15 protein-coding genes and 1 pseudogene are annotated in these 20,300 nt (G+C 63.9%); 8 read left to right on the forward strand and 8 right to left on the reverse strand.

What is annotated here, in order from left to right; genetic code table 11:
• Positions 1 to 54 precede the first annotated feature (54 nt).
• A complete protein-coding gene (locus IU452_RS31190; protein ID WP_324192928.1) occupies positions 55 to 627 on the reverse strand; it encodes a class I SAM-dependent methyltransferase in 573 nt (190 codons plus the stop codon).
• 160 nt (positions 628 to 787) lie between these two features.
• Between IU452_RS31190 and IU452_RS31195 the strand changes: the two genes are divergently transcribed.
• The 4 genes from IU452_RS31195 to IU452_RS31210 all read left to right on the forward strand — a co-directional run bounded on the left by IU452_RS31195 (position 788) and on the right by IU452_RS31210 (position 3,968).
• Complete coding sequence (locus IU452_RS31195; RefSeq protein ID WP_195112783.1) at positions 788 to 1,309, forward strand: DinB family protein; 522 nt, start codon at positions 788 to 790, stop codon at positions 1,307 to 1,309.
• Positions 1,310 to 1,604: 295 nt separating this feature from the next.
• Entirely contained in the window at positions 1,605 to 2,168 is a 564-nt protein-coding gene (locus IU452_RS31200; RefSeq protein ID WP_195112784.1) for a hypothetical protein, read from the forward strand.
• Positions 2,169 to 2,728: 560 nt separating this feature from the next.
• Entirely contained in the window at positions 2,729 to 3,289 is a 561-nt protein-coding gene (locus tag IU452_RS31205) for a class I SAM-dependent methyltransferase (protein WP_195112785.1), read from the forward strand.
• Positions 3,290 to 3,812: 523 nt separating this feature from the next.
• Entirely contained in the window at positions 3,813 to 3,968 is a 156-nt protein-coding gene (locus IU452_RS31210) for a hypothetical protein (protein ID WP_195112861.1), read from the forward strand.
• Positions 3,969 to 4,042: 74 nt separating this feature from the next.
• Here the strand turns inward: IU452_RS31210 and IU452_RS31215 are convergent, their stop codons facing one another.
• On the reverse strand, positions 4,043 to 4,948 hold the full coding sequence (locus IU452_RS31215; RefSeq protein WP_195112786.1) for an aminoglycoside phosphotransferase family protein: 906 nt from the start codon (positions 4,946 to 4,948) through the stop codon (positions 4,043 to 4,045).
• Between the two features lie 137 nt (positions 4,949 to 5,085).
• Here IU452_RS31215 and IU452_RS39340 point away from each other — a divergent pair.
• A pseudogene (locus IU452_RS39340) lies at positions 5,086 to 5,181 on the forward strand (oxidoreductase); the annotation flags it as partial.
• A gap of 274 nt (positions 5,182 to 5,455) precedes the next feature.
• The gene (locus tag IU452_RS31220) at positions 5,456 to 5,617 is read left to right on the forward strand and encodes a hypothetical protein (RefSeq protein ID WP_195112787.1); all 162 of its coding nucleotides are present in this window, start codon (positions 5,456 to 5,458) and stop codon (positions 5,615 to 5,617) included.
• Positions 5,618 to 5,626: 9 nt separating this feature from the next.
• On the opposite strand, the gene IU452_RS31225 is transcribed toward IU452_RS31220, so the two are convergent.
• Positions 5,627 to 8,566 carry an ATP-binding protein gene (locus tag IU452_RS31225; RefSeq protein ID WP_195112788.1) on the reverse strand — a complete coding sequence of 980 codons (2,940 nt, stop codon included), beginning with the start codon at positions 8,564 to 8,566 and terminating at the stop codon, positions 5,627 to 5,629.
• 169 nt (positions 8,567 to 8,735) lie between these two features.
• Between IU452_RS31225 and IU452_RS31230 the strand changes: the two genes are divergently transcribed.
• Positions 8,736 to 11,711 carry a tetratricopeptide repeat protein gene (locus IU452_RS31230; RefSeq protein WP_195112789.1) on the forward strand — a complete coding sequence of 992 codons (2,976 nt, stop codon included), beginning with the start codon at positions 8,736 to 8,738 and terminating at the stop codon, positions 11,709 to 11,711.
• A gap of 21 nt (positions 11,712 to 11,732) precedes the next feature.
• Here the strand turns inward: IU452_RS31230 and IU452_RS31235 are convergent, their stop codons facing one another.
• From IU452_RS31235 to IU452_RS31250, 4 genes are all read right to left on the reverse strand, one after another.
• Positions 11,733 to 12,788, reverse strand: coding sequence for an MvdC/MvdD family ATP grasp protein (locus IU452_RS31235; RefSeq protein WP_195112790.1), 1,056 nt, complete (start codon positions 12,786 to 12,788; stop codon positions 11,733 to 11,735).
• A gap of 468 nt (positions 12,789 to 13,256) precedes the next feature.
• The gene (locus IU452_RS31240) at positions 13,257 to 14,399 is read right to left on the reverse strand and encodes a low temperature requirement protein A (RefSeq protein WP_324192929.1); all 1,143 of its coding nucleotides are present in this window, start codon (positions 14,397 to 14,399) and stop codon (positions 13,257 to 13,259) included.
• Positions 14,400 to 14,545: 146 nt separating this feature from the next.
• Positions 14,546 to 15,166 carry a hypothetical protein gene (locus IU452_RS31245; protein ID WP_195112791.1) on the reverse strand — a complete coding sequence of 207 codons (621 nt, stop codon included), beginning with the start codon at positions 15,164 to 15,166 and terminating at the stop codon, positions 14,546 to 14,548.
• 301 nt (positions 15,167 to 15,467) lie between these two features.
• Complete coding sequence (locus IU452_RS31250; RefSeq protein WP_324192940.1) at positions 15,468 to 16,967, reverse strand: redoxin family protein; 1,500 nt, start codon at positions 16,965 to 16,967, stop codon at positions 15,468 to 15,470.
• A gap of 23 nt (positions 16,968 to 16,990) precedes the next feature.
• Here IU452_RS31250 and IU452_RS31255 point away from each other — a divergent pair, with 23 nt between their 5' ends.
• Positions 16,991 to 18,187: a glycosyltransferase family 4 protein gene (locus IU452_RS31255; protein WP_324192930.1), complete on the forward strand. Its 1,197-nt coding sequence runs from the start codon at positions 16,991 to 16,993 to the stop codon at positions 18,185 to 18,187.
• A gap of 371 nt (positions 18,188 to 18,558) precedes the next feature.
• On the opposite strand, the gene IU452_RS31260 is transcribed toward IU452_RS31255, so the two are convergent.
• Positions 18,559 to 19,971: a threonine/serine ThrE exporter family protein gene (locus IU452_RS31260; RefSeq protein ID WP_195112792.1), complete on the reverse strand. Its 1,413-nt coding sequence runs from the start codon at positions 19,969 to 19,971 to the stop codon at positions 18,559 to 18,561.
• Positions 19,972 to 20,300 lie beyond the last annotated feature (329 nt).

Genomic DNA, 20,300 nt, shown 5'->3' on the forward strand with positions numbered 1-20,300 from the left:
AGCCTCCAGTGAAAGCGGGATGCCTCGGCCAGTGCCGGGGAACGTCCAGGCGATTCAGCGGCTCGCGCGCAGTATGCGGCTCGCGCGCAGCGCAGGGGGCGGTTGGCGCTCGAATTCCGCGGGTTCGTCGAGGTAACCGGCGACGAGGGCCGCGGCTGAGTGGTCTTCGATGTCCGTGAAGCCGAGGGCGTGCAATTGTCCGGCGATGTATTCGAGGGTGGCGTGAGCGGCATCCGGGGTCAGATAGAACACGACACCGAGCCACACGAATACGGCCGGATCGGCCCGGCTGAATCCGGCGGATTCCAATCGCGTTGCCAGCGTCTGGGTTTCGAAGTCGACCGGCACAAAAATCACCTTTTCGGGCCGATAGGTACCGGTCGCGGCGAGGCGTTCGCGTTTCCACGCTTGGGTGGCGGGGTGGTCGACCTCGAACACCCGCAGGTCCGGGTGCGGATGGCGGTAGGTGAAGGTGTCCAGTCCCGCCCCGAGGATCACGACCTGCCGCACGCCGGCAGCGGCCACACAGTCCTCGGCGAAGCGGGCACGGGCGGCGAAGAACAGCCGGCGCGGCCGACCGCTTGCACCTCCACCGGGGTAATCGGTTGCGGCGAAAGAGCACCCCACACGCCAGACGGTCCAGCGGTTCCGCGCCGCAGTATTCTCGAGTCCGACCGGACCCATCTCCGGCAGAAGGTCATCGGCCCCTGCTGACGGAGGTGCCGAGAGACCGAAACCGTAACTACGGCAAGCAGATCCGACCCGACCCACCAGAATCGAGCCGACGATGACATGGTCGATTCCCCGAATCACCACCGGTGCTGAACGCCGGTTGCTCGAGAGCGTGCTCGACCGCAACCGGGCCGAATTGGTCAACACGGCGCGGGGTCTGTCCGAAGCAGACGCCCGCCGCCGTCTCGTTGCGTCGATGACCACCCCGATCGGATTGCTCAAACATGCCGCAGTCGCCGAACGGATCTGGTTCCAGCACGTCCTGGCGGGCCTGCCCAAGAGTGAATGCGACGGCGGCACGACGTCGGGCGACGCCAGTTTCGTCGTCGACGACACCGAGACCCTGGCCGACGTGATCGCCGAATTCGAGCGCACCAGCGAACGTTCCCGCGCGATCGCCGCCGAATTCGACCTCGACGACATCAGGACACACCCCCGCCTCGGCGAGGTCAGCCTGCGATTCATCTACCTGTTCCTGATCGAGGACTTCGCGCGTCACGCCGGCCACGGCGACATCCTGCGCGAGCAGATCGAACAACCCGCCCTGCTGAGCGCCGACGTTCCAGAACAGCCCTAGCGAGCGATCATGCTCGAAACCGAACTACACCCTCGCCACCTACCTGGCCGCGGCCGGGTCCGCGGTGTATCCCAACACGGGGCCCATCCGTGCGGGCAGTCGTGACGAAGAAGTCAGTGATGGCCTGGAGCCGTCGCCATCCGTATTCACTTCATGTAAAGGAGCTGAGTGGATGTTCGTGTGTCGGTCGAGGTCAGTCGCGTGCACGGCTCGGTGTGGCCGAAGATGGTGGGAGGGCGTCCTGGTTGCCGGGATGGTTGGCGCTATCGGGTTTATAGGTGGGGAGGCCGCTCCGGTGGGGGCGGCCGAGCCTCCTCCATCACTGTGTTCCAGCCAGGAGGAGCAAGATAGGGCCGCGAATGAAGCGCGCTGTCATGCCCAGCGCGCCGCCAGTGCCGCCTTCCGCGCCCGTGAAACTCTCGACTACGCGCAACGGCAGGAAGCCAGTCTGGATAAACCGGCGAACGTGAAATATATGCAGGCCAAGGCTGCCCAGGCCGACGAAGCCATGAAACGTGCTGCTGATGCTGCTGAGCGCAACGACGCAAAAGACGTATTAGACGCAGAGGCTGCAGCGAGTGAGGCGTCGTTCAGCGCATTTCTCAGCGCGAACGAGCTTGCCGTGGCGCTCGGAGCATGCCAGCAGCCGGAAGGGGCCCTCCTCCTGACATGTATCGGCGGTGTACACGGCGAAGCATATGACGCGGCAGAGAACGCCTACGCGGAGGCCTCCCATATAGGTTCTAAATACATTCAAGACTCGGTAACTTCCGCTGTTCTCGTCACTGCGGATGAGGCGGAGGCCGATGCTGTTGCTGCCTATCAGAAAGCCGGATGGATAGTCCCGGAAGAGTCGTGAGTCGAGGGTGATCAACGAGACAGCACAGCAGCCGCCAGGTGACGCTCAAATTCACCTGGAGCCGGTCCCGGAATTCACCTGTCCAACCACTGGCCGAAGCCACCGGTGCCGACACACCGGACCCACCTGCGTATTCGACAAGGGTTGACACAGGGGGAACTTGCGAGGCAATACAAAACTTCGGCGTCAATTCAGTGCGGAACATCGAGCGGGATAATGTCGACAGGCTGAGCGAAGCGATGTTGGCCAGGTTGGTGGATGCGCTCACACCAACGCCAGACGAGTACATCCACCTCTTGGCTCTCAGCGGTCATTACCTGCCCCATCGCAGCCGGTCTCGAAGGAACTGGCGCTCATGTTGCTGGGGCCATTCACACCGGCAACGTCGGCGGCCTACTTCATTGGGTGGGGCGAGCCCGAAACTCCGGTCCCTGGCAGGGCTTCCCGTGATCGAGCCCATCGATAACTCCTCGCCTTCGGCGCATTAGAAGCACTGCCCCCACCTAGGTGTAGATATGGGTAGCCTGCCTACATGCTTGGCTGACAGTAGAGGAAACCGCATGAGTACCACAGGCAAACGGTCGTTCGTGCCCGCGCTCGGATTCGATTGGCTGACATCGGCGTACGAACCGTTGATGCGCATCTACCAACCGGTTCGGCGACAGCTCATTGACCAGGCCGACATCCAGCCCGGAATGACCGTGCTCGATTTCGGTTGCGGGCCAGGGCAACTGGCGTTATTGGCGAAGCAGGCATACCCGGATGCCCGGATCATCGCAACGGATGTCGATCCCAAGATGGAGCGGATTGCGCGCTCGCGGCTGCGAAGCGCGGATATCGAGTTCCGGCTGGAGACACTTGAAGAACTCGCTCTCGCGCCGGGCAGCATCGATCGAATCCTGACCGGCTTCGTATTGCACCACCTGACCACCGACCAGAAACTGTCGGCCCTGAAGGTCATGTACGGACTGTTGCATCCCGAGGGGCGGCTACACATTCTCGACCTCGGCAAGCCCCGGGGCATGGTCGCAAAGCTCTCATCCTACGGCCATCGCTTGTCTCATGGTCGTGGTGTCCTCGATGCGAATCTCGACGGACGCATCCCCCACATTGCTGCGTGACGCCGGTTTCGTCGACGTCGAGGAGATTCCGTGTGAACCCGCGAGGCTCGGCATGGCGTTCTGGCAAGCGCGCCGGTAACGATCCGGTTCGACCAGTCCCCCGCCGCCAGAGCCTCTGACGGCGGGGTACCGGCACCGACTACCAAAAATCTAGGTGACCTAGAGACATTGCCCACGTCACACGGGCCCGCTTGGAGGGGGGTGTATCGGAATCGCGCCGCACCGCAAAGGCTTTCGGCGCGGTAACGAGGCAGAGTAGGCACACCGGGCGCGACAGGCAAGGTGTCGGCGCGAGCAAGAGCACGGAATTTCCAGTCTTCCCGAGTGGCGTTCTATCACTAGCCAGTTCGAACACAGACCGCCGCCGCCTTTCTCGGAGCGAAATCCCAGAGCAGGGGCGTGCGCTAATCCGTCTTTTCCTTCGACGGTCGACGCCGTCCCACCACCGGCCGATCGAGCACATCGACGTTATTGCGGTACCGGCACAGCCGGGTAGGGGACTACTGCCCAGGAGTTGGTTTCGATGAGTACCTCGAAATATCCGACGGCATTGCCATCGGTGCACGGCGGCGGTGTCATCGTCTGCGCCGGTATCACGATCGGCGCCAACACGGTCGTCGGTGCCGGTAGCGTCGTGACCACCTTGGGGAAGGTTACTACAACACAAAACGCCAGGTAATAGGGCCTGGAATTGCTAATTAGCTCCTCAATCTCGCGAACATCCGCTTCTGCTGATGACACGGCAGTCCCCGGTCATCGCGAGGTCGCTGGCGTGCCTTTCACGGCAGGCCAGCGGTCCAGGAAGGCATGTCCGGTGCGGACGATGTGGTCCTCCCACTCGGTGCGGTGGGACCAGGTGAGATTGCGCAGCACGGTGTGCGCCGCGTACACAGCGGCCGCAGCGGGCTCGGTGGTCCGCGTGATCTCTCGTGCCAGCCGCTCACTCACCTCGGATGTGGCCTTGGGCCAAGCCGACAGGTCCCAATCCATGCTGATCAGGTCGTAGCCGGCATCGCCGTCTCGGCAGGATTGCCAGTCCAGGACGGCAGTGAGCCGCCCGCACTGCGCCAAGACGTTGGCGGGACCGAAATCGAAATGCACCACATCATTCGGGACCGGTTGCCGCGGCTGGGCAGCAAGTGCAGTCCGGCGCAGCCGCTGCAGCAGTTGCGCGACCGGGCCGGTGCAGCCGTCGAGAATGGAGGGGCGGCACAACGAGGTACGGTCCCGGAACAAGCCATCGGTCAGGAAATCCCACCAGTCCGCACCTTGGCCCAGACCCGCGCCCCGCTGCGCCTGCACCACACCGATCAGCTGCTCCACCAGATCCGTGGTGACCTCGCTCGCGGGCTGGCCGCCGGCCAATTCCTGTAGTTCGAAAAGGACGTCACCCGCTCGCCCCGAGGCGATCTCGGCAGGGACGGGACAACCACGGTCGCGCATCCGCGCCAACCGACACGCCGTCACCTGGGCCGCCTCGGCGGCCTTCCGGCACCAAGGCCGCCATTTGAGGACCAGCCTGTTCCCGCCCGAATCCTCGACCTCGTACGCGCCCTCGTCACCGCGCTCGAATCGCCGGATCAGGTGCAGTCGCAGTCCACGTTCCTGCTCCAGCAGCGACAGTATCTCGACGGCCCGCTGCCCCTCGATCCCTGACATATGTGTTCCCCTCCAGCTTTCGGCCCGATACCCAACGCACTGTAATGCCGCTGCGCGCTCGTTCCGCGTTGCCGGACAGGACAGTTCGTGGGTGCAATGTTGGTGAACGAGGGCAGCAGGTGACAGACTCAGCCGCTGTGGGCACACGGTCTATTGCTGACGGTTCGGTACTGATACTCGGGGGACGTAGTGAGATCGGACTCGAGGTAGCTCGTCGGCTCGCACCCGGCCGGGTGTCAGATCGTGCCCGTAGTAAAGGGGTTGTACAAGAACCGCATTCGCGTGTGGGTTCCGGCGTTGATGCGCCCGGGGTACTTCGTCGCGGGGATGCTGCCACAGACGATTTGGCGACGATTGTCTATTCGGTAGAACGCATCGAACAGGTCGGGCACGCCGGTGACGGCGGCAGCCAGCGCGACAATCGACTGCGTCAGGTGGGCACACCGGGAACCGAAGATCCACAGTGGTTGATAATTTCGGTCATGATGGAGCCTTCGCCGCTCATCGATGGGAACGACTTCGATTCCCGTGTATCTGTTCTACTGCGATTCACAGTGGACGTGTGTCACCGACACCTGGCACGGCGATCTCGCCGCAGCCATGGAACGGGCCGTGTTCGAGTTCGGTCCGGTCGAATTCGCCGACGTGCCAACCACACTGGACTCGTAAGGGTGCTGATCAGCAGCGGTTGAGTTCTTGTTGCAGTGCGGCGAGATCGCGTGCGGCGGAGCCGGTCTCGACGGCTCCGGTGCGTTCGTACAGTGCGACCGCTTCTTGCAGGTCGACCTCGGCAGCGATGCGGTCGTCCAGACCTATCCGGCACCGGGCAGATCCGTGCAGTGCTCGGGCCTGCTCGAATGGACTCTGCATGCGGCGCGCCAGGCACAAGGCGTCGTCGTAGATCGCCAACGCTCGACGCAGGTCTCCGGACCCGGCCACCAGCGCCCCCATCCGGTTGAGCGCATCGGTTTCACCGGATCGGTGCCCGGCATCTCTATAGATCGTCAACGCCTGCTGCATCAGACCAGCGGCGGTCTGGTAGTCGCCGGTCAGATACCGCACCGAGCCCAGGTTGGCAAGGGCTTCGGCTTCACCGACCCGGTTGCCGATACTGTCGTAGATCGCGCGCGCCTGCCCGATCAGATCGGCCGCGACCGCATAGTCGCCGGTCAGGTACCGCACTCGACCGAGATTGTTGAGAGCGGACGCTTCACCGGACCGGTTGTCGATTTCCTGGTGGATTGCCAACGCCTGCTGTATCAGCTCGGCCGCCTCCGGGTAGCCACCGGTCCAATGTCGCATCCAACCCAGAGCATTGAGGGCATATGCTTCACCGGAGCGATTGTCGATCTCCCGGTAGAGTGTCAACACCTGCTGGATCAGATCGGCGGCAACCTGGTGCTCGCCGGTCAGATACCGCACCCAGGCCACGAGCATGAGGGCAAAGGCTTCTTCGGCTCGACGGCCGATACCCCGGTAGATGGTCGCTGCCTGTTGTAGCGTATCGGCCGCTGCCGGGTAGTCGCCGGTCATCGATTGCACGCCACCGAGGTAGTTGAGGACGGCGGCTTCGCCGGACTGGTGGCCGAGCTCTCGGTAGGTGGTCAACGCCTGCTGAAATAGATCGATCGCGGCGGCGTAGCCGCCGGTCAGGAACGCCAGACAACCCAGGAGATTGCGGGCGGAGGCCTCACCGGAACGGTTGCCGATCTCGCGGTAGATTGCCAGTACCTGCTGCAGTACGTCGGCTGCCATCGCATAGTCACCGGCCAGCAAGCGTGTCCACGCCAGAGTGCGTAGGGCAAACGCGCGGGCGGCGGGACTCCCGATACCGACCCGGGTTTCCAGTACGTGCTGCAGCAGATCGGCTGCGACCGCGTAGTCGTCGGCGAGATATTCCGCTGCACCCAGAGCCACCAGTCCGGCGCTGAGGTCGTTGACATGCCCAGCCGTGGGTGCACGTTTATTGAACAGGATGGCAGTTTGCCACGCCCCGTGCAGGCGCAGTTCGCCGGTGAGCGCGTTGGTCAGGTCGACTACGAGAGAGACCTTGCCGGTTGACGCGGCGTATTTCAGACAGGCCAGCAGGTTAGCCCGCTCCGCCTGCATCCACGTCAGGGCGGAGGCGTGCGTGGACAGGTCCGGCATCGTCGCGGGTGCCGAGTCGGCGGGGGTCGCGCCCGCCGGATGTACGGCGGTCAGGCCCGTGTGCCGGTAGTAGTCGAGGAGTCGGTCGGTGGCGCGGGTGCGGTCGTCGATCGGGTCGTCGGCGGACAGGGTGCGAGCGTATTCGCGAAGCAGGTCGTGCAGGCGGTAACGGCCGGGTGCGGTTTCGTCGATCAGGTGGTCGGTGTAGAGGTCGTCGAGGGCGCGCCGAGCCGCGGACAGCGGGATGTTGTTCAGGGCGGCGACGGCGTAGGCGTCGAGGTCGGGTCCGGGATGCAGTGCCAGCCGGCGGAACAGGTGCTGCCGGTCCGGGGGCAGATCGGCATAGGAGGTGGTGAAGGCGGCGTGGACCGCGCGGTGGCCGGTATCGAGTTTGCCGAGCCGATCGTGGGTGGTGGCGAATTCCGCGGCCAGGCCGGGGATCGTCCAGGTGGGGTGGTGGGCCAGGCGCCCGGCCAGTAGCACGATCGCCAAGGGCAGATATCCGCACGACCGGACGATGTCGGCGACCGCCGAGGTATCGCTGCCGCTTGGAATGCGCTGTGCCACACGGCAGAACAAGTCAGCAGCGTTGGCCGGGTCGAGAGTGTTCAGCACCAGGGGAACGGCGCCGTCGAGGGCGACCAGTCGACGACGGCTGGTGATCAAGACCAGACATTCGGGGCCGGTGGGAAGCAGCGGTTCGATCTGGGCATGGTCACGAGCATCGTCGAGCACCACCAGGACCCGCCTGTGGGACAACCGATCCCGCCACAGATCACTACGTGCCTCGAGTGTGCCGGGGATGTGACCCGGAGCGATACCGAGGTCGGTGAGCAGTCTGGCGAGAACATCGAAGGGATCGGCGGGAGTTTGTCCCGGTGTGTGGGCGTTCAATTCGACGAAGAAGCGTCCGTCGGGGAACCGGTCATACAGCAGGTGCGCGGCGTGGGTGACCAGCGCGGTTTTGCCGACGCCGGGCATGCCGTCGATGGTGTGGATGGAGACCACCCGGCCCGGGCCGGCCGCGTCGAGAATCCGGTGCAACTCGGCAGAGCGGCCGACGAACGTGTCGATGTCGCGTCGCAGCGCGGTCGTCACCACCGGGTGCGACGAGGGTTCCGCGTTCGCGGCCTGCCACAACCGCTGCCAGGCCGATCGGTTCGACAGGACGGAAGGAATCGGGCCGGATGTCGCTTGGGCCAGCCGAATCAACGTCAACAGCACCGGCTCGAACGATTCGAACCGAGACGGCACATTGCGACCGGTCCGCCAATCGCTGATCCGCTGCACCGAGAAACCGCGGACCTGACCGGGCGCCCGCGCGGCGCGCATCCGCTCCTCGGTCGCGTCGGCTACCCGCTGCAATGTGGGATTGCCGGCGGCCTCCCACAGCTCCGCCAGCCTGGCCGCGAAAACCGCTCTAGGCGAACCGGTCTCGCCATGACCGCCAGATCGATCAACCCCACCCACGTTGACACAGAATACAGACAACCGCGACGCTCTGTCCTGCAGTCCAACCAGAGACCGAGAAGTCCGTATGGGAAAGCGCCCTGTGAGCTGGGATGACAACGGCAGAACTACTCGGTCTGTATTCCGAGTTCGCCGCAGTGAGGTGCGTTCATCAGTAATGTGTGGCGTCGTGGGTGACGTTGCTTCGTCTCGCGATCACATCGGAAAACGTTCGGCACGAGCGCTTTTCGCCGTCAGGCTGGCAGAGTTGTGGAAGGCCGCAGGGAATCCGACACTGCGGGGGGTCGCGTCCGCCGCCGAGGCTCGGATGCGGGCGGCGCAGGCCCCCGGACGCGGTGGTAGTGCCTCGGCACAGCGGATCAGCGATTGGCGGGCCGGTCGTAATGTGCCGTCGCGATTCGAATCGTTCGAGCCGGTGCTGTTGATCCTGATTCGGCTTGCGGAATCAGCGCCGAGCCCGGCCCCGCCGGTCCTGTTGAACAGGCTTGCTTGGCGGCATCTATGGAAAGCTGCGAGTGAGGAGCCCGATCCTGCCGGTGCACCGACGGCCTTTCCACAGCCGCGGATAGCGATGACCGCGTTACTGCGCGATATCGGCACGTTCGTCGGTCGCGATATCGAATTACGCCGCATTCTCGATGCGGCGGGGCAGAGTAAGGTGGTGTCGGTCCAGAGCGTCGATGGAATGGCCGGCGTCGGGAAGACCGCACTTGTCACGCGAGCGGCGCACATGCTCTCCAGCCGTTATCCCGATGGCCGTTTCTTCGTCGAACTGAATGCTCACACCCGGGGACAAACTCCCGCCGATCCGTTCGATGTTCTCGGCAGGTTGCTCACCGATCTCGGAATTGCGCCAGGCCACATACCTGATTCGCTCGACACGCGTCGCGATCTGTGGCTGGATCGTCTGGCGGGTAAGCGGGTGCTGCTGGTTCTCGATGATGCCCGTGACCACGCCCAGATCGAACCACTGCTCCCTGCCGGAACCGATTGTTTGACCCTGATCACCAGCCGCCGCAGGCTCGTTGCCCTCGACGGCGCGCTACCGTTGACGCTGGACACTCTCGACCCCGAAAGCTCTGTCGAGCTGTTCTACCTTCTCGCACAACGCCGTCCGAGCGACGTCGACCTCACCGCGGCAGCAGAGATCGTCCGGTCGTGTGGGTACTTACCCTTGGCGATCGTGCTGCTTGCCGGGCGATTGGCCCACCATCCAACCTGGACCCTTACCGGCGTGGCCGAGGAATTCGCCGCCAACCGTGATCGGCTGAGCGAGCTCGATGCCGGCGATCGAGCTGTTCGAGCCGCCTTCGCCATGTCTTACCAGAATCTACCGCCGGACCAGCAGCGACTGTTCCGGCGGTTGGGGATGCACCCGGGCCCTGCCCTCGATGCCTATGCCGTTGCCGCCCTCGAGGGCATCACACTGACGGCGGCGTGTCGCGGCCTCGAGGCCCTCTACACCGATCACCTCATCGACGAAATCACGCCGGGCCGCTACCGTCTCCACGACCTGCTCCGCGAATACGCTCAGAGCCTCGCGGCTGCCGATCCTGTCGAAGACAGTCATCGAGCCGTCGACCGACTCCTGAACTACTACAGGCACACGGCTATCACCGCTATCAGTCCGACGACGGCAATGCACCCGGCGTCTCCTTCCGACTCCGCCCTCGCACCGGTGCCCGAAGTGTCCACCTACGCTTCTGCTTCGGCGTGGATGGGTGTCGAGCGTGCGAACCTGATGGCTTGTCTGGAATTCGCTGCCTCGAACAATCGGCTGTCTGATGTGATCGACCTGACCAACGCTCTCACCGGAGAGCTGCGCCTGCAGTGTCCTTGGCAGACCGCCGTCGTCTCCAAGCAACGTACCGGCGCTGCCGGACAGACCATCAGCGACCTCGGCGCGAGGGGAATTGCTTTGGCGGATCTGGGCACAGCAGACTATCTCGCCGATGACTACTCGGTCGCCGCCGATCTGTTGCAAAGGGTGCTGGAAAACCGAGGCGGCATTGATGATCCCGCTGTCCGGGCATTGGCCCTCCGCACATTGGCCTGGACACGTTTCTTGGCTGCTGACTACACCATCGCGGCGACCCTATTCGAGGAGGCGCTTGCGATCGATAGAGAGGTCGCTGACCGATCGGGTGAGTTCGTCACCCTGAACATGTTGGCTTGGCTGAAGCACGTTACGGGTGACTACTGCACCGCAATCGGACTACTGCAGCAGGCTTTGACAATCGATCAGGACCTGGGCAACCGATTCGGTGAAGCGATCGCCCTCTGCCAACTGGGCTGGTTGCACTACTTGACCACTGACGATCCAGCTGCGGCCGATATGCTCCAGCGCGCAGCCGAAATTTATCGAGATACCGGCCACCGCGCCGAAGAAGCTTTCGCCAATTTCCTGCTGGCCTGGGTGCACTGCTTCAGGCGTGACTACGAGACGGGTACCGAGTTACTGCAACTCGTGCTGACAATCTACCGGCAACTGGAGCACCGCTCCGGCGAGGCCTTTGCTCTCAACAATCTGGCATGGATGAAGCAAATGGCCGGAAATTACCGGGTTGCGGCCGATTTCGTCCAACAGGCATTGGCGATCTACCGTGAAGTCGGCAATCGATCCGGTGAGGCGTCTGCCCTGAAGAACCTCGGTAGGGTGCACTGCCTGGCGGGGGAGTACGCAGCCGCTGCCGCTCTGTTACCGCAGGCGCTCACTCTCTACCAGAGCGTCGGCAACCGTATCGGTGAAGCCGAAGCACTGGGCGATCTGGGGTGGGTGCGGTATTCGACCGGCGACTACTCGGCTGCCGCCGATCTGATGCAGCGTGCGCTGACAATCTTTCGCCGTGTCAACCATCGATCGGGCGTCGCGGAGTCCCTCAATCGGATTGGTGCGCTTCTGATCGGATCCGGCGATCTCCGGCAAGCCCTGGCAACTTACGACGAGGCGTTGAGCACGGCCCGTAACATACAGAATCCATTGGAACAGGCACGGGCGCTGGAAGGATCGGCCCGATGCCGAGTGCACCTCGGTCTCCGCGCCAGAGCGAAGGCCGATCTTCGTGAAGCAGTCACGCTCTACGAGAGCATAGGTGCACCCGAAACCGAGTCCGCTGCAACATATCTCGCGGAGTTGTCGAGCTGACCTCCATTTTACCGACAACACTCACGCAGGCCCGCCGAGCGATGCCAGCGTGTGGGGCCTTCCCGGCAGACCACGGCGACTTGCATCCTCGTGGCCGCGCAAAAGTTGCTCCGCAATCGCTCTGCTGATTTTGAGACCGGTCATATCTTCGATCCACAGGTATTGACCATTGGGATTGATTTCCAGAAATACATAATGTCCATCTTTGCTTTTGATCATATCGATGGCGCCGAACTCCAGATCTAACTCCTCGACCAGGCTTACGCATTTTTGGCGCACTTCGAATGGAAGTTCGTGCACGCGATGTTCTATGGTGAGCACATCTCCACGTCTCCAGTCGACGGATGCGTCCTGATGTGATTGCGAATCCAATTCGGCCGCGAAGACCGATCGCCCTACCACGGTTACGCGAAGCTCGACTTCTTTCTCGATGTACTCTTGAAAAAGGACAGGGCACGCCGAGAGCCGGGAAATGCCTGCTTCGATGGTCGGCTGATCGAGAAGCGATGTGTAGATCTCGCCGACGACCGTCCCAGGATCCCACCTGCCCGCACGCTCGAACAGCGCCCCGTCACCGACCGGCTTGTATATCACACCTCCGTCGTTACTCGATATGAACGCACGCGCGGTCGCCGGATCGTTTGTGTACACAGTCCTGGGCACCTTGAAGCCCAGGCGGGAGGCCGTGCGCAACTGACGCAGCTTGTTCGACGCCTTATTGATATTGTCCAGAGGACTGATCCAATACGCGTGCCGAAGTGCGTCATAGAGCCCGCGCAGGCCCTCGCGAGATTCACCGAAAGCAAACTCTAGTTCGTGGGGTCCGGTGTCGGGATGAAGGCGGGGCAGGCCCGGCTTGCGGTACCAGACCGCGTGCACCTCCGAACTTTTCGCAACCGAGCCGTCTTCGAGGGAGAAGGTGCAAAGATCTGCACCTTCTTCGATCGACTGCGACATGGTGATATTTGTTGGGAAGTCCGCGCCGTTGAGAAACCCATATTCGATACCCAGTTTCTCCAGCTCTACGACGACGAAGTATGCGTGGATGTCTCTTCGGTCACTGATGATTAAAATCATCTCAGCCTCCCTGCCGCAATGATGTATCAGTCGCAGTCGGCTCCCCATGGATCCAAGGTCGTGCCGGTCCAAACGTAGGTCTGATAATAGGTAGTGCAGGCCATGAGTGTCCTGTCCGGCTCACCTCTATCTTCTTTCGGCGTCGCGACCCATTCTCGAACTTTTTGCAGCAGCTCCGCGTACGGCAGCGGCTCCAGTGCGGACAGGTCTATGGCTGGATACCTCGGCGGAGTCGCCACAAGGGAGCCAAAGGTTGCACCCGTTGCTCGGGCCGCCCCCACCTGCTCACTCGCTACCGTCGCAACCGAATTCCATTGAGTAGATCGCATGGTGTCCTCCTGTTCGTATTCACCCTTCGCATCGAGTCTGGACCCCACCCACACCTATCGACGATCCCTAGAACAAGGGATGGAAAGACACGCAGTCAGCCGCTTACGGCGCCACGCTTCCGGTGGGCGGCTCGGACGTTTACAGATAAGTGTTGTGCTCGCCCGCGCGCACGCTCAGCATATCGTCGGCAAACACCGGGACGAAGCCCACGATCACCAGCAGGAGCAGCTGCGCCCAGCCCACCCACACAACGCCGACGGGAGCCGTCGCCAGCACGGCCGACGCGCCGACCAGCCGCAGCCAGGGCCGCGGCAGGCGCAGGACGAGCCGGAAACAACACTGCCCGAACAGGAACAGCGCGACGCCACCCGACAGGGCCAGCGCGGCCGATACCGGCACCGACCGATGCCCTTGGGCAAGAACGGATCTGATGCCCGCCGCGATGAGGATGACGCCCACCAGCATGGGGTACAGCGCGTATCCGTAGGCGAACGCGGCGATTCGGCCGCGCCGCGGCCCCGGCACCGCCGCGAGCGCGTGCTCGCCGCGCTCGTCGTCCATGCCGAAGTACGCCCACCACAGCATCGAGGCGAGGGTCAGCGCGAGCGCGACCATGGCGAGCAGCGGGATCGTGAGGTCCTCGCCCGCCAGGCCCGCACCGATGGCTACCACCGATTCACCGATCGCGATGAGCAGCACCAGGCCGTGCCGTTCGCAGAAATGCGCTGTACGGACGACGAATTCGCCGGTATCGAACACGTAGGGCGTCACGATCTGCACCATCAGGGCCGCGGCCCAGAGCAGATAGCGCGGCCAGCCATGGACGCATCCGCCGATCAGCACGAGCACGGCGCAGGTGGTGTTGGGCGGCACGAGCCGCAGCGCCGCCGCGGACACCCGAGCTCCGGCATTCGCCCAGAACAGCACCGAGTGCATGACATTGACCACCGCATACCCCAGCGCAAAGGCGAGTCCGAAGCCCTCGAAGGCGCCCGGAATCGCGACGGCGATCACGAGGAACCCGAACATGCCCACCAACAGACCGGTGCGGCGAGCCGTCGAAGTCGGTGCTACCTCGTTGGTCAGCCACACATAGCCGCTGTACATCCACCACGTGAGGGCGAATACCAGCACCACCCGCCCCAGCGCGGGCCATCCGGGATGTTCGGTGAACGCGTGCGTCAGCTGCGTCACCGTGAAGACGAACACGAGATCGAAGAACAGCTCCAGGGTCGAGGCGCGCATCTGCCCGCCCTCGGCGTCTGGGATATCGCTGGTCACGAGCAGAGAGTAGAGCCCGGCACCCGGCGTGTCGTGGGATTGAGCCTTGCGTGGCGCCGTCGACGTAACCGTCGACCGAAGCCTGCCCGACGGTGCGGTCACTTGGCGGGCAGGGCCTGGTCGAACAGTTCGTCTTCCTCGCCGGCTCAGCCGATGACGAGGTCGATCGTCGAGTCGATGCGCTTGACCTCACCTTGACCGACCGTGCAGAGGGTGATGTCGGTGGCTGCTGCTTGCAGGGTCTTGACGAAAGGTTCGTCCTGGAACGGTCCGTCGACGACCTGGCCGGTAACCGTCACGACGAAGACGCCGCCGACGGTGTTCGACATCCGCTGACCGACGAACCTCGACTCCTCGCCGGTGTTCCATTTGATCGTGAACTCGGACGGAGTGGGGTTCAGTAGGTCGCTGCAGCTGCGGTTCGCCAGCTGCTGATTCTTGAATCCACCGGTCCCGGAGGTGATCTGCGGATGGGTGGACCCGCACGGGCCGTAGTTGGCCTCGGTCGAGACCTTGACGTCCTGCGGCTGATTGGTCAGTGGCGGTTTGTACTCGGTGTGCTCGTCCCCCACACACGCCAGAAGAGGGGCCAGTTCGATCGGGTCGGCGTGTGCTGTGGTGGTGATGCCTACCGGCATCAGCGCCCCGGCGGCCAGGGCCAGCATGCCGGTGACCGCTCGTGCCCGGTACCTGGAGCGCAGGGCCGGTCCCGCCAGGGGGACGGTGGCGGTAGTGCTGATGGTGTCGGGGTCGGGTGTGCGTGTCATGACCGTGGTCCTTGTCTAGCTGTGCCCGTGGACGCCGTTTCGTCCGGGGGACTGCATATCGAAAGACCACTAGGTTTGTGTTACAGATCACACTTCTCGACACTCGACCGCAACCCTCTATGCCGGAAAGTCCTCGGTACGGCGGTCAGGTGAGTGGGTGGCCTCGTCGTCGGTGGTGGCTGAGGCGGGTTCGGCGGCGGAGTCGGGTTCGGTGCCGCACATGCTCTCGTGACGAGGTCGACCCACACGTGTGGGTCGGTCGACCACAGGTTATGAGCGAATCCGGGCAATTCCTCGCCAGTTAGGGATTGTCTGCGAGCCACCGGACGACTTCGGCGGCGTGAGTGTCCGGCGGGAAAATGGGATAGAAGACGCGTTCTATGGTGTTGCCCCGCACGATCATGGTGAGGCGCTTGTAGAGCGTTGCGTCGTTGGCGTCGAAGGTGGGCAGATTCAGTGACCGCGCCAGGGTGAGTTCGGTGTCGGAGACCATCGGATAGGGCAGATGTAGCCGATCCGCCAGTGCCCGTTGGTATTCGGTGCGATCGCTGGACAGCGCGATAACGTGCTGTATGCCCTGGGCGTGCAGGTCGGCGAGGTTGTCGCGGAAGCTGCATGCCTCCTGGCTACAGCCTCGCGCTCCGGGGATCTCGTTCCAGCCCTGGGGAATGTCGGTGCCCGGCTTACCGGTCAGCGGGTAGATGAACAGTATCCATCGTCCGTCGCAGACGTTGTCGAGTCGGATCTCGGTGTCGTCGGTCGAGGTGAATCTCAAACCCGGCATCGTCATGCCGGGTAGATGGTCGGCGGCGCCGTCGTCGTGGGGTGCGGGCAGGTCCTTCGGTAGCGGGTCGGCTTGCGGCAGCATGGCGGGTCCTTTCTCGTCGGCGTCGAGCCCGAAGCCGCGTCGGGCGGCTGCGTGCATCCGGCGGGCGAGTTCGTCGCGGTTGCGGGTGAGGTGGGCGATGAGCCGATCGAGTTGGTCGATCTTGGACCGATAGACCGACAGCGATTCCGGGCACTGGTCTGCGAGGTCGTGCCCCTGCCGCAGGCAGTCCAGGAACGGTCCGGTCTCGCTCAGGTTCAGGCCCAGGGAGGTCAGTAGGCGGATCTCCGTCACCAATCGCGCGTCGGCTTCGCTGTATTCGCGGTAGCCGTTCGGCAGTCGCGCCGGCCGTATCAGGCCCAGTGTTTCGTAATGCCGCAGCGCTTTCACGTCACACCCGCCGCATCGGCGGCTTGCTTCGCCCGCACTCGAACACTCCTCTCCTCGCCCGCTACGGTAAAGCCGACCCCAAGGGGACGAGTCAAGGCCGACTGTGCTCATCGCGTTACGCGTTGCCGTCATGGCATGGGCACCACCGATATCGCGGCCCGGCGGGAACAACAAGTGTCCACTACCGGGCAAAACTCCTTTGCCTGCCATGCGCACCGGTTCAGGGCGAGTCGGGGTGCCGGCGCTCTGGGCGTTTCCTGTCCGGTATCTCGGCCGGGTGAGCGTGGAACGGCGGGGTGTCGAGCCAATTTTGAAGACGCAGGATTGAAGTTGTTCGCTTACGGGTAAGCAGGGGGCAGCGATTGCTCGATGAGGGGAGCGGGATCGCTGTATGTTCAGCGCTGGTAGCGGTGGCGCGCGGTGAAGGTTCTCGGCGCCGAGTTCTGTTTTGTCGTGCACGAGCATCATATCTTGGGGTGCTCGTAGTTCGGTGTTTCCTTTTGTTTCAGCCAGTAGTAATTCGACAAATTCAGATGGCTCGTGCGAAAGGAACGTGTTCTGTCTCTCGACGTTTACTCGCAGCATCACACAGCTGAGGAGGAAGTACCGTGAGCAGCAAGGTTTCCCATGCCGATTCGACAGTCCATGAACTGCCCACCTCGGGCGGTCCACTGCACATCGTTTTGGTCGCGCCGCCGTACTTCGATGTGCCACCGGACGGTTACGGCGGGGTCGAGGCCGTCGTCGCCGAATTGGCTGACGCGCTGGTCGATCGAGGGCATCGGGTCACTCTGCTGGGCGCGGGCAAGAAAGGAACCAGGGCACGGTTCGTTCCTCTCTGGGACACAACGATTCCCGAAGTTCTGGGGCAGGCCGACCCAGAAGTGCGCAACGCGTTGAAAGTGCGGCGTGCCATCGAACAGATCGCGGCTCGAGAGCGGGTGGATATCGTGCACGACCACACCCTTGCCGGACCCCTCAACGCACCGGCCTATCAGGCGCTGGGGATACCGACCGTGGTGACCGTGCACGGTCCGGTCGACGGCGACTCAGGGGACTATTACCGCGCGCTCGGCACCAGCGCTCATCTGGTTGCCATCAGCGACCGGCAACGCAGCCTGGCACCGGATTTGAATTGGGCGGGCCGGGTGTACAACGCGGTGCGGCCCAGCCAGTGGCCGTTCCGGGAGGAGAAGAAGGACTACGCACTGTTCTTGGGCCGCTATGCGGCCTACAAGGGGCCGCATCTCGCGCTCGAGGCGGCCCATCGCGCGCGGCTGCGGCTGGTGCTGGCCGCGAAATGCAATGAGCCCTCGGAGATACAGTTCTTCGACTCCGCGGTGCGGCCGCTGCTGACCGCCGACGACAGTGTCTTCGGCGAGGCCGATGCCGTGGCCAAGCGGCTGCTGCTGGCCTCGGCGCGCTGCCTGCTGTTTCCGATCCAATGGGAAGAACCGTTCGGCATGGTGATGATCGAGGCGATGGCCTGCGGCACACCCGTTGTCGCCTTGCGCGGCGGCGCCGTCGCCGAAGTAGTGGAAGACGGGGTTACCGGCATCATCTGCGACGATCCCGCTGAGCTGCCGGAGGCGCTCGACGCGGTGCGCCACCTCGAGCCCGCCGAGTGCCGCCGCCGGGTGGAGGAGCGGTTCTCGGTGGGCCGACTCGGCGCCGGGTACGAAGCGACCTATCGAAAGATCCTGGCGCCGCAGCGAAGCCGGCCCGCCGCCCGCCCGCGCCAGACAACCCCGCTGTTCGCACGTACGTCGGCGTTGGTCTCACCCCCCGAGGCGAGTGGGCAATGACCACGGCGCAGGCAGAGGCCGTCACCGCGTAGGACGACAGCCTCGCTCCCCGGACAGGCGGCACGGTGATCTGTCCGGGGAGCCCTGCCGGATTCGTGCATTGCGCTGCAACCGATTTCGGACCGTACTGGTTGGACGGGTACAGGAGATGTGTGCCCGGCACCGGTGGGTCGGAGCGGCTCGAGGCATATCCGTCCGCCGGTGCCGGGTGTACCCGAGATAGTGCCCGGCAGCCGTTGGGCGACCGTCGTGCACCGTCTGGTTATTCGGAGCAACCGTCGAGCCGGCTGGGTATCAGTCAGGGTGCCCCCGAAGGTGCGAGGCCTTGACTGCCTGGCGCGGCGAGGGGCAGCAGCTGCGGCAGGACGCGGTTACGAATCCGGTTGCCCGTTGGCCTCCGGGGCAGTCGGTTGCGGCTCGGTGTCGAGGCTCGCCGAGCGGATCCGGGTTCGCATGCTGACCATTCGACGCGCCCCGCCGGTAGCTAAAAGATTGCCCAGTACCAGGCCCGCGCCGATTGCCAGCGTGGTGAGCACAGAGAATGCGAACGATACTCCGGATCCCGGCGCATGTGCGATGAACTTCAGTAATGAATGTGCGACCGCCAGCGACGGCAGGAGGGCGCCGCAGAATGCCGGAACGATTATCGATGCCGGAGATATACGTAGACGGGCGGCTGTCCACGTGCTGACGGCACCGAGTATTGCCGCGCCGAGCATCAACGACAATTGCAGGCCGATATGTGCCCGGGCACATAACTGCACAATCAGCTGGGTGAATACCGCTGCCGCCATGGAAATCGGCACGACCCGCGCGGTGGCCCCCTGAGCGAAGGCATTTGCCGCGGCAGCGATCGCCGAGGCGAATAGCGCCCAGAACGTCGTCAGGCCGGTCAAATAGATCGCCGACGGATCGACTTCGAGATCCACCCACCGGGTCACCGCCAGGCCCGTCTGAATGCCGGTGACCATTCCGAGCACCACCAGGCCGATGGCCAGGCCACGCACCAGGGCCAGGCCCCGGAATCCGGATATCGCGTCCTGCGCCGCCGCGACGATCGACGGGTGTGGCAGGAGCAGCACCACGCAGGCGGCGACCATACTGGCTGCCTCGCCCGGATTGATCGGGCTGTACGCCATCGCCAGGCTGCCGACCATCGTCGCCAGCGCCATTTGCGCAACGGCGACGAAAAATGTCGGAAGATATCGTCTCCCGAGTACCTTACCGAGGTACATCAGCACGAACATCAGAGCGAATGCGCCGACGGCCGACCAGTACGTCCCGCCCGCCTGCAGTGCGACGACAACGCCCAGAACGCCCATGGCGCCCGCGACAACCCGATAGGGCCATCGCGGACCGGAGCGCATCTCCTCGACGAGTCGCTGACTGGCCTGGGTCATGTCGGTCTCATGGCTGACGATGTCGTCGACAACGCCGTACACGTTGTTGAGCCGGTGCAGGTCGGCACCCGTGTCACGCACGGTCCGCAATCCGGCGATGGTCGGTCCGTCGGGCGCGGCGTACACCATATGGATCGACGAGCCGGGAAAGTCGAGTTCCACGGCCGCCAGATTCCAGGTCGCCGACACCGCGACGATCGCTACCTCGACACTGCGCGCATCGGCTCCCGACGACAGCATCACCTCCCCCAGGTCCAGGCAGAAGTCGATGACCTGACGGGCCGAATACTCCTCCCCGGTCGCTGTCGGTGAGGGTGAGACACCCGAATAGATGCTCCCGCGCAGCAACAGTGCGATATCGCGCCGCTGCTCGGCCGTCGTCACCCGTGGTCGACGCTCCCGGACGGCATACCGGGGACCGTCGGCGGCACTGGTGGACTTGCGAGGCCGGCGTCTCGGTGAGCTGGCGCGTGACCGGCCGCGATCGCCGATGTCGGCCCCACCGGTTTCGGCCCGGTCGGTTGATACGCGAATGCGTCCGATACGGATGCGTCCCATAGCGGCCTGTGATCTCCAATCCAGTGCTGGACGGAATGGCGAACCAGCGACGGCGCGTCGACAGCGGTACCGATCGTGTGCATCGTGACACCAGCATTGCTGTCGAGTTGCCCCTCTGCAATGGGAAGGCCTCGAGTTGTGACTCGGCGCGCAGA

The sequence above is a fragment of the Nocardia transvalensis genome (assembly GCF_015477765.1).
Classification (GTDB): Bacteria; Actinomycetota; Actinomycetes; order Mycobacteriales; family Mycobacteriaceae; genus Nocardia; species Nocardia transvalensis_A.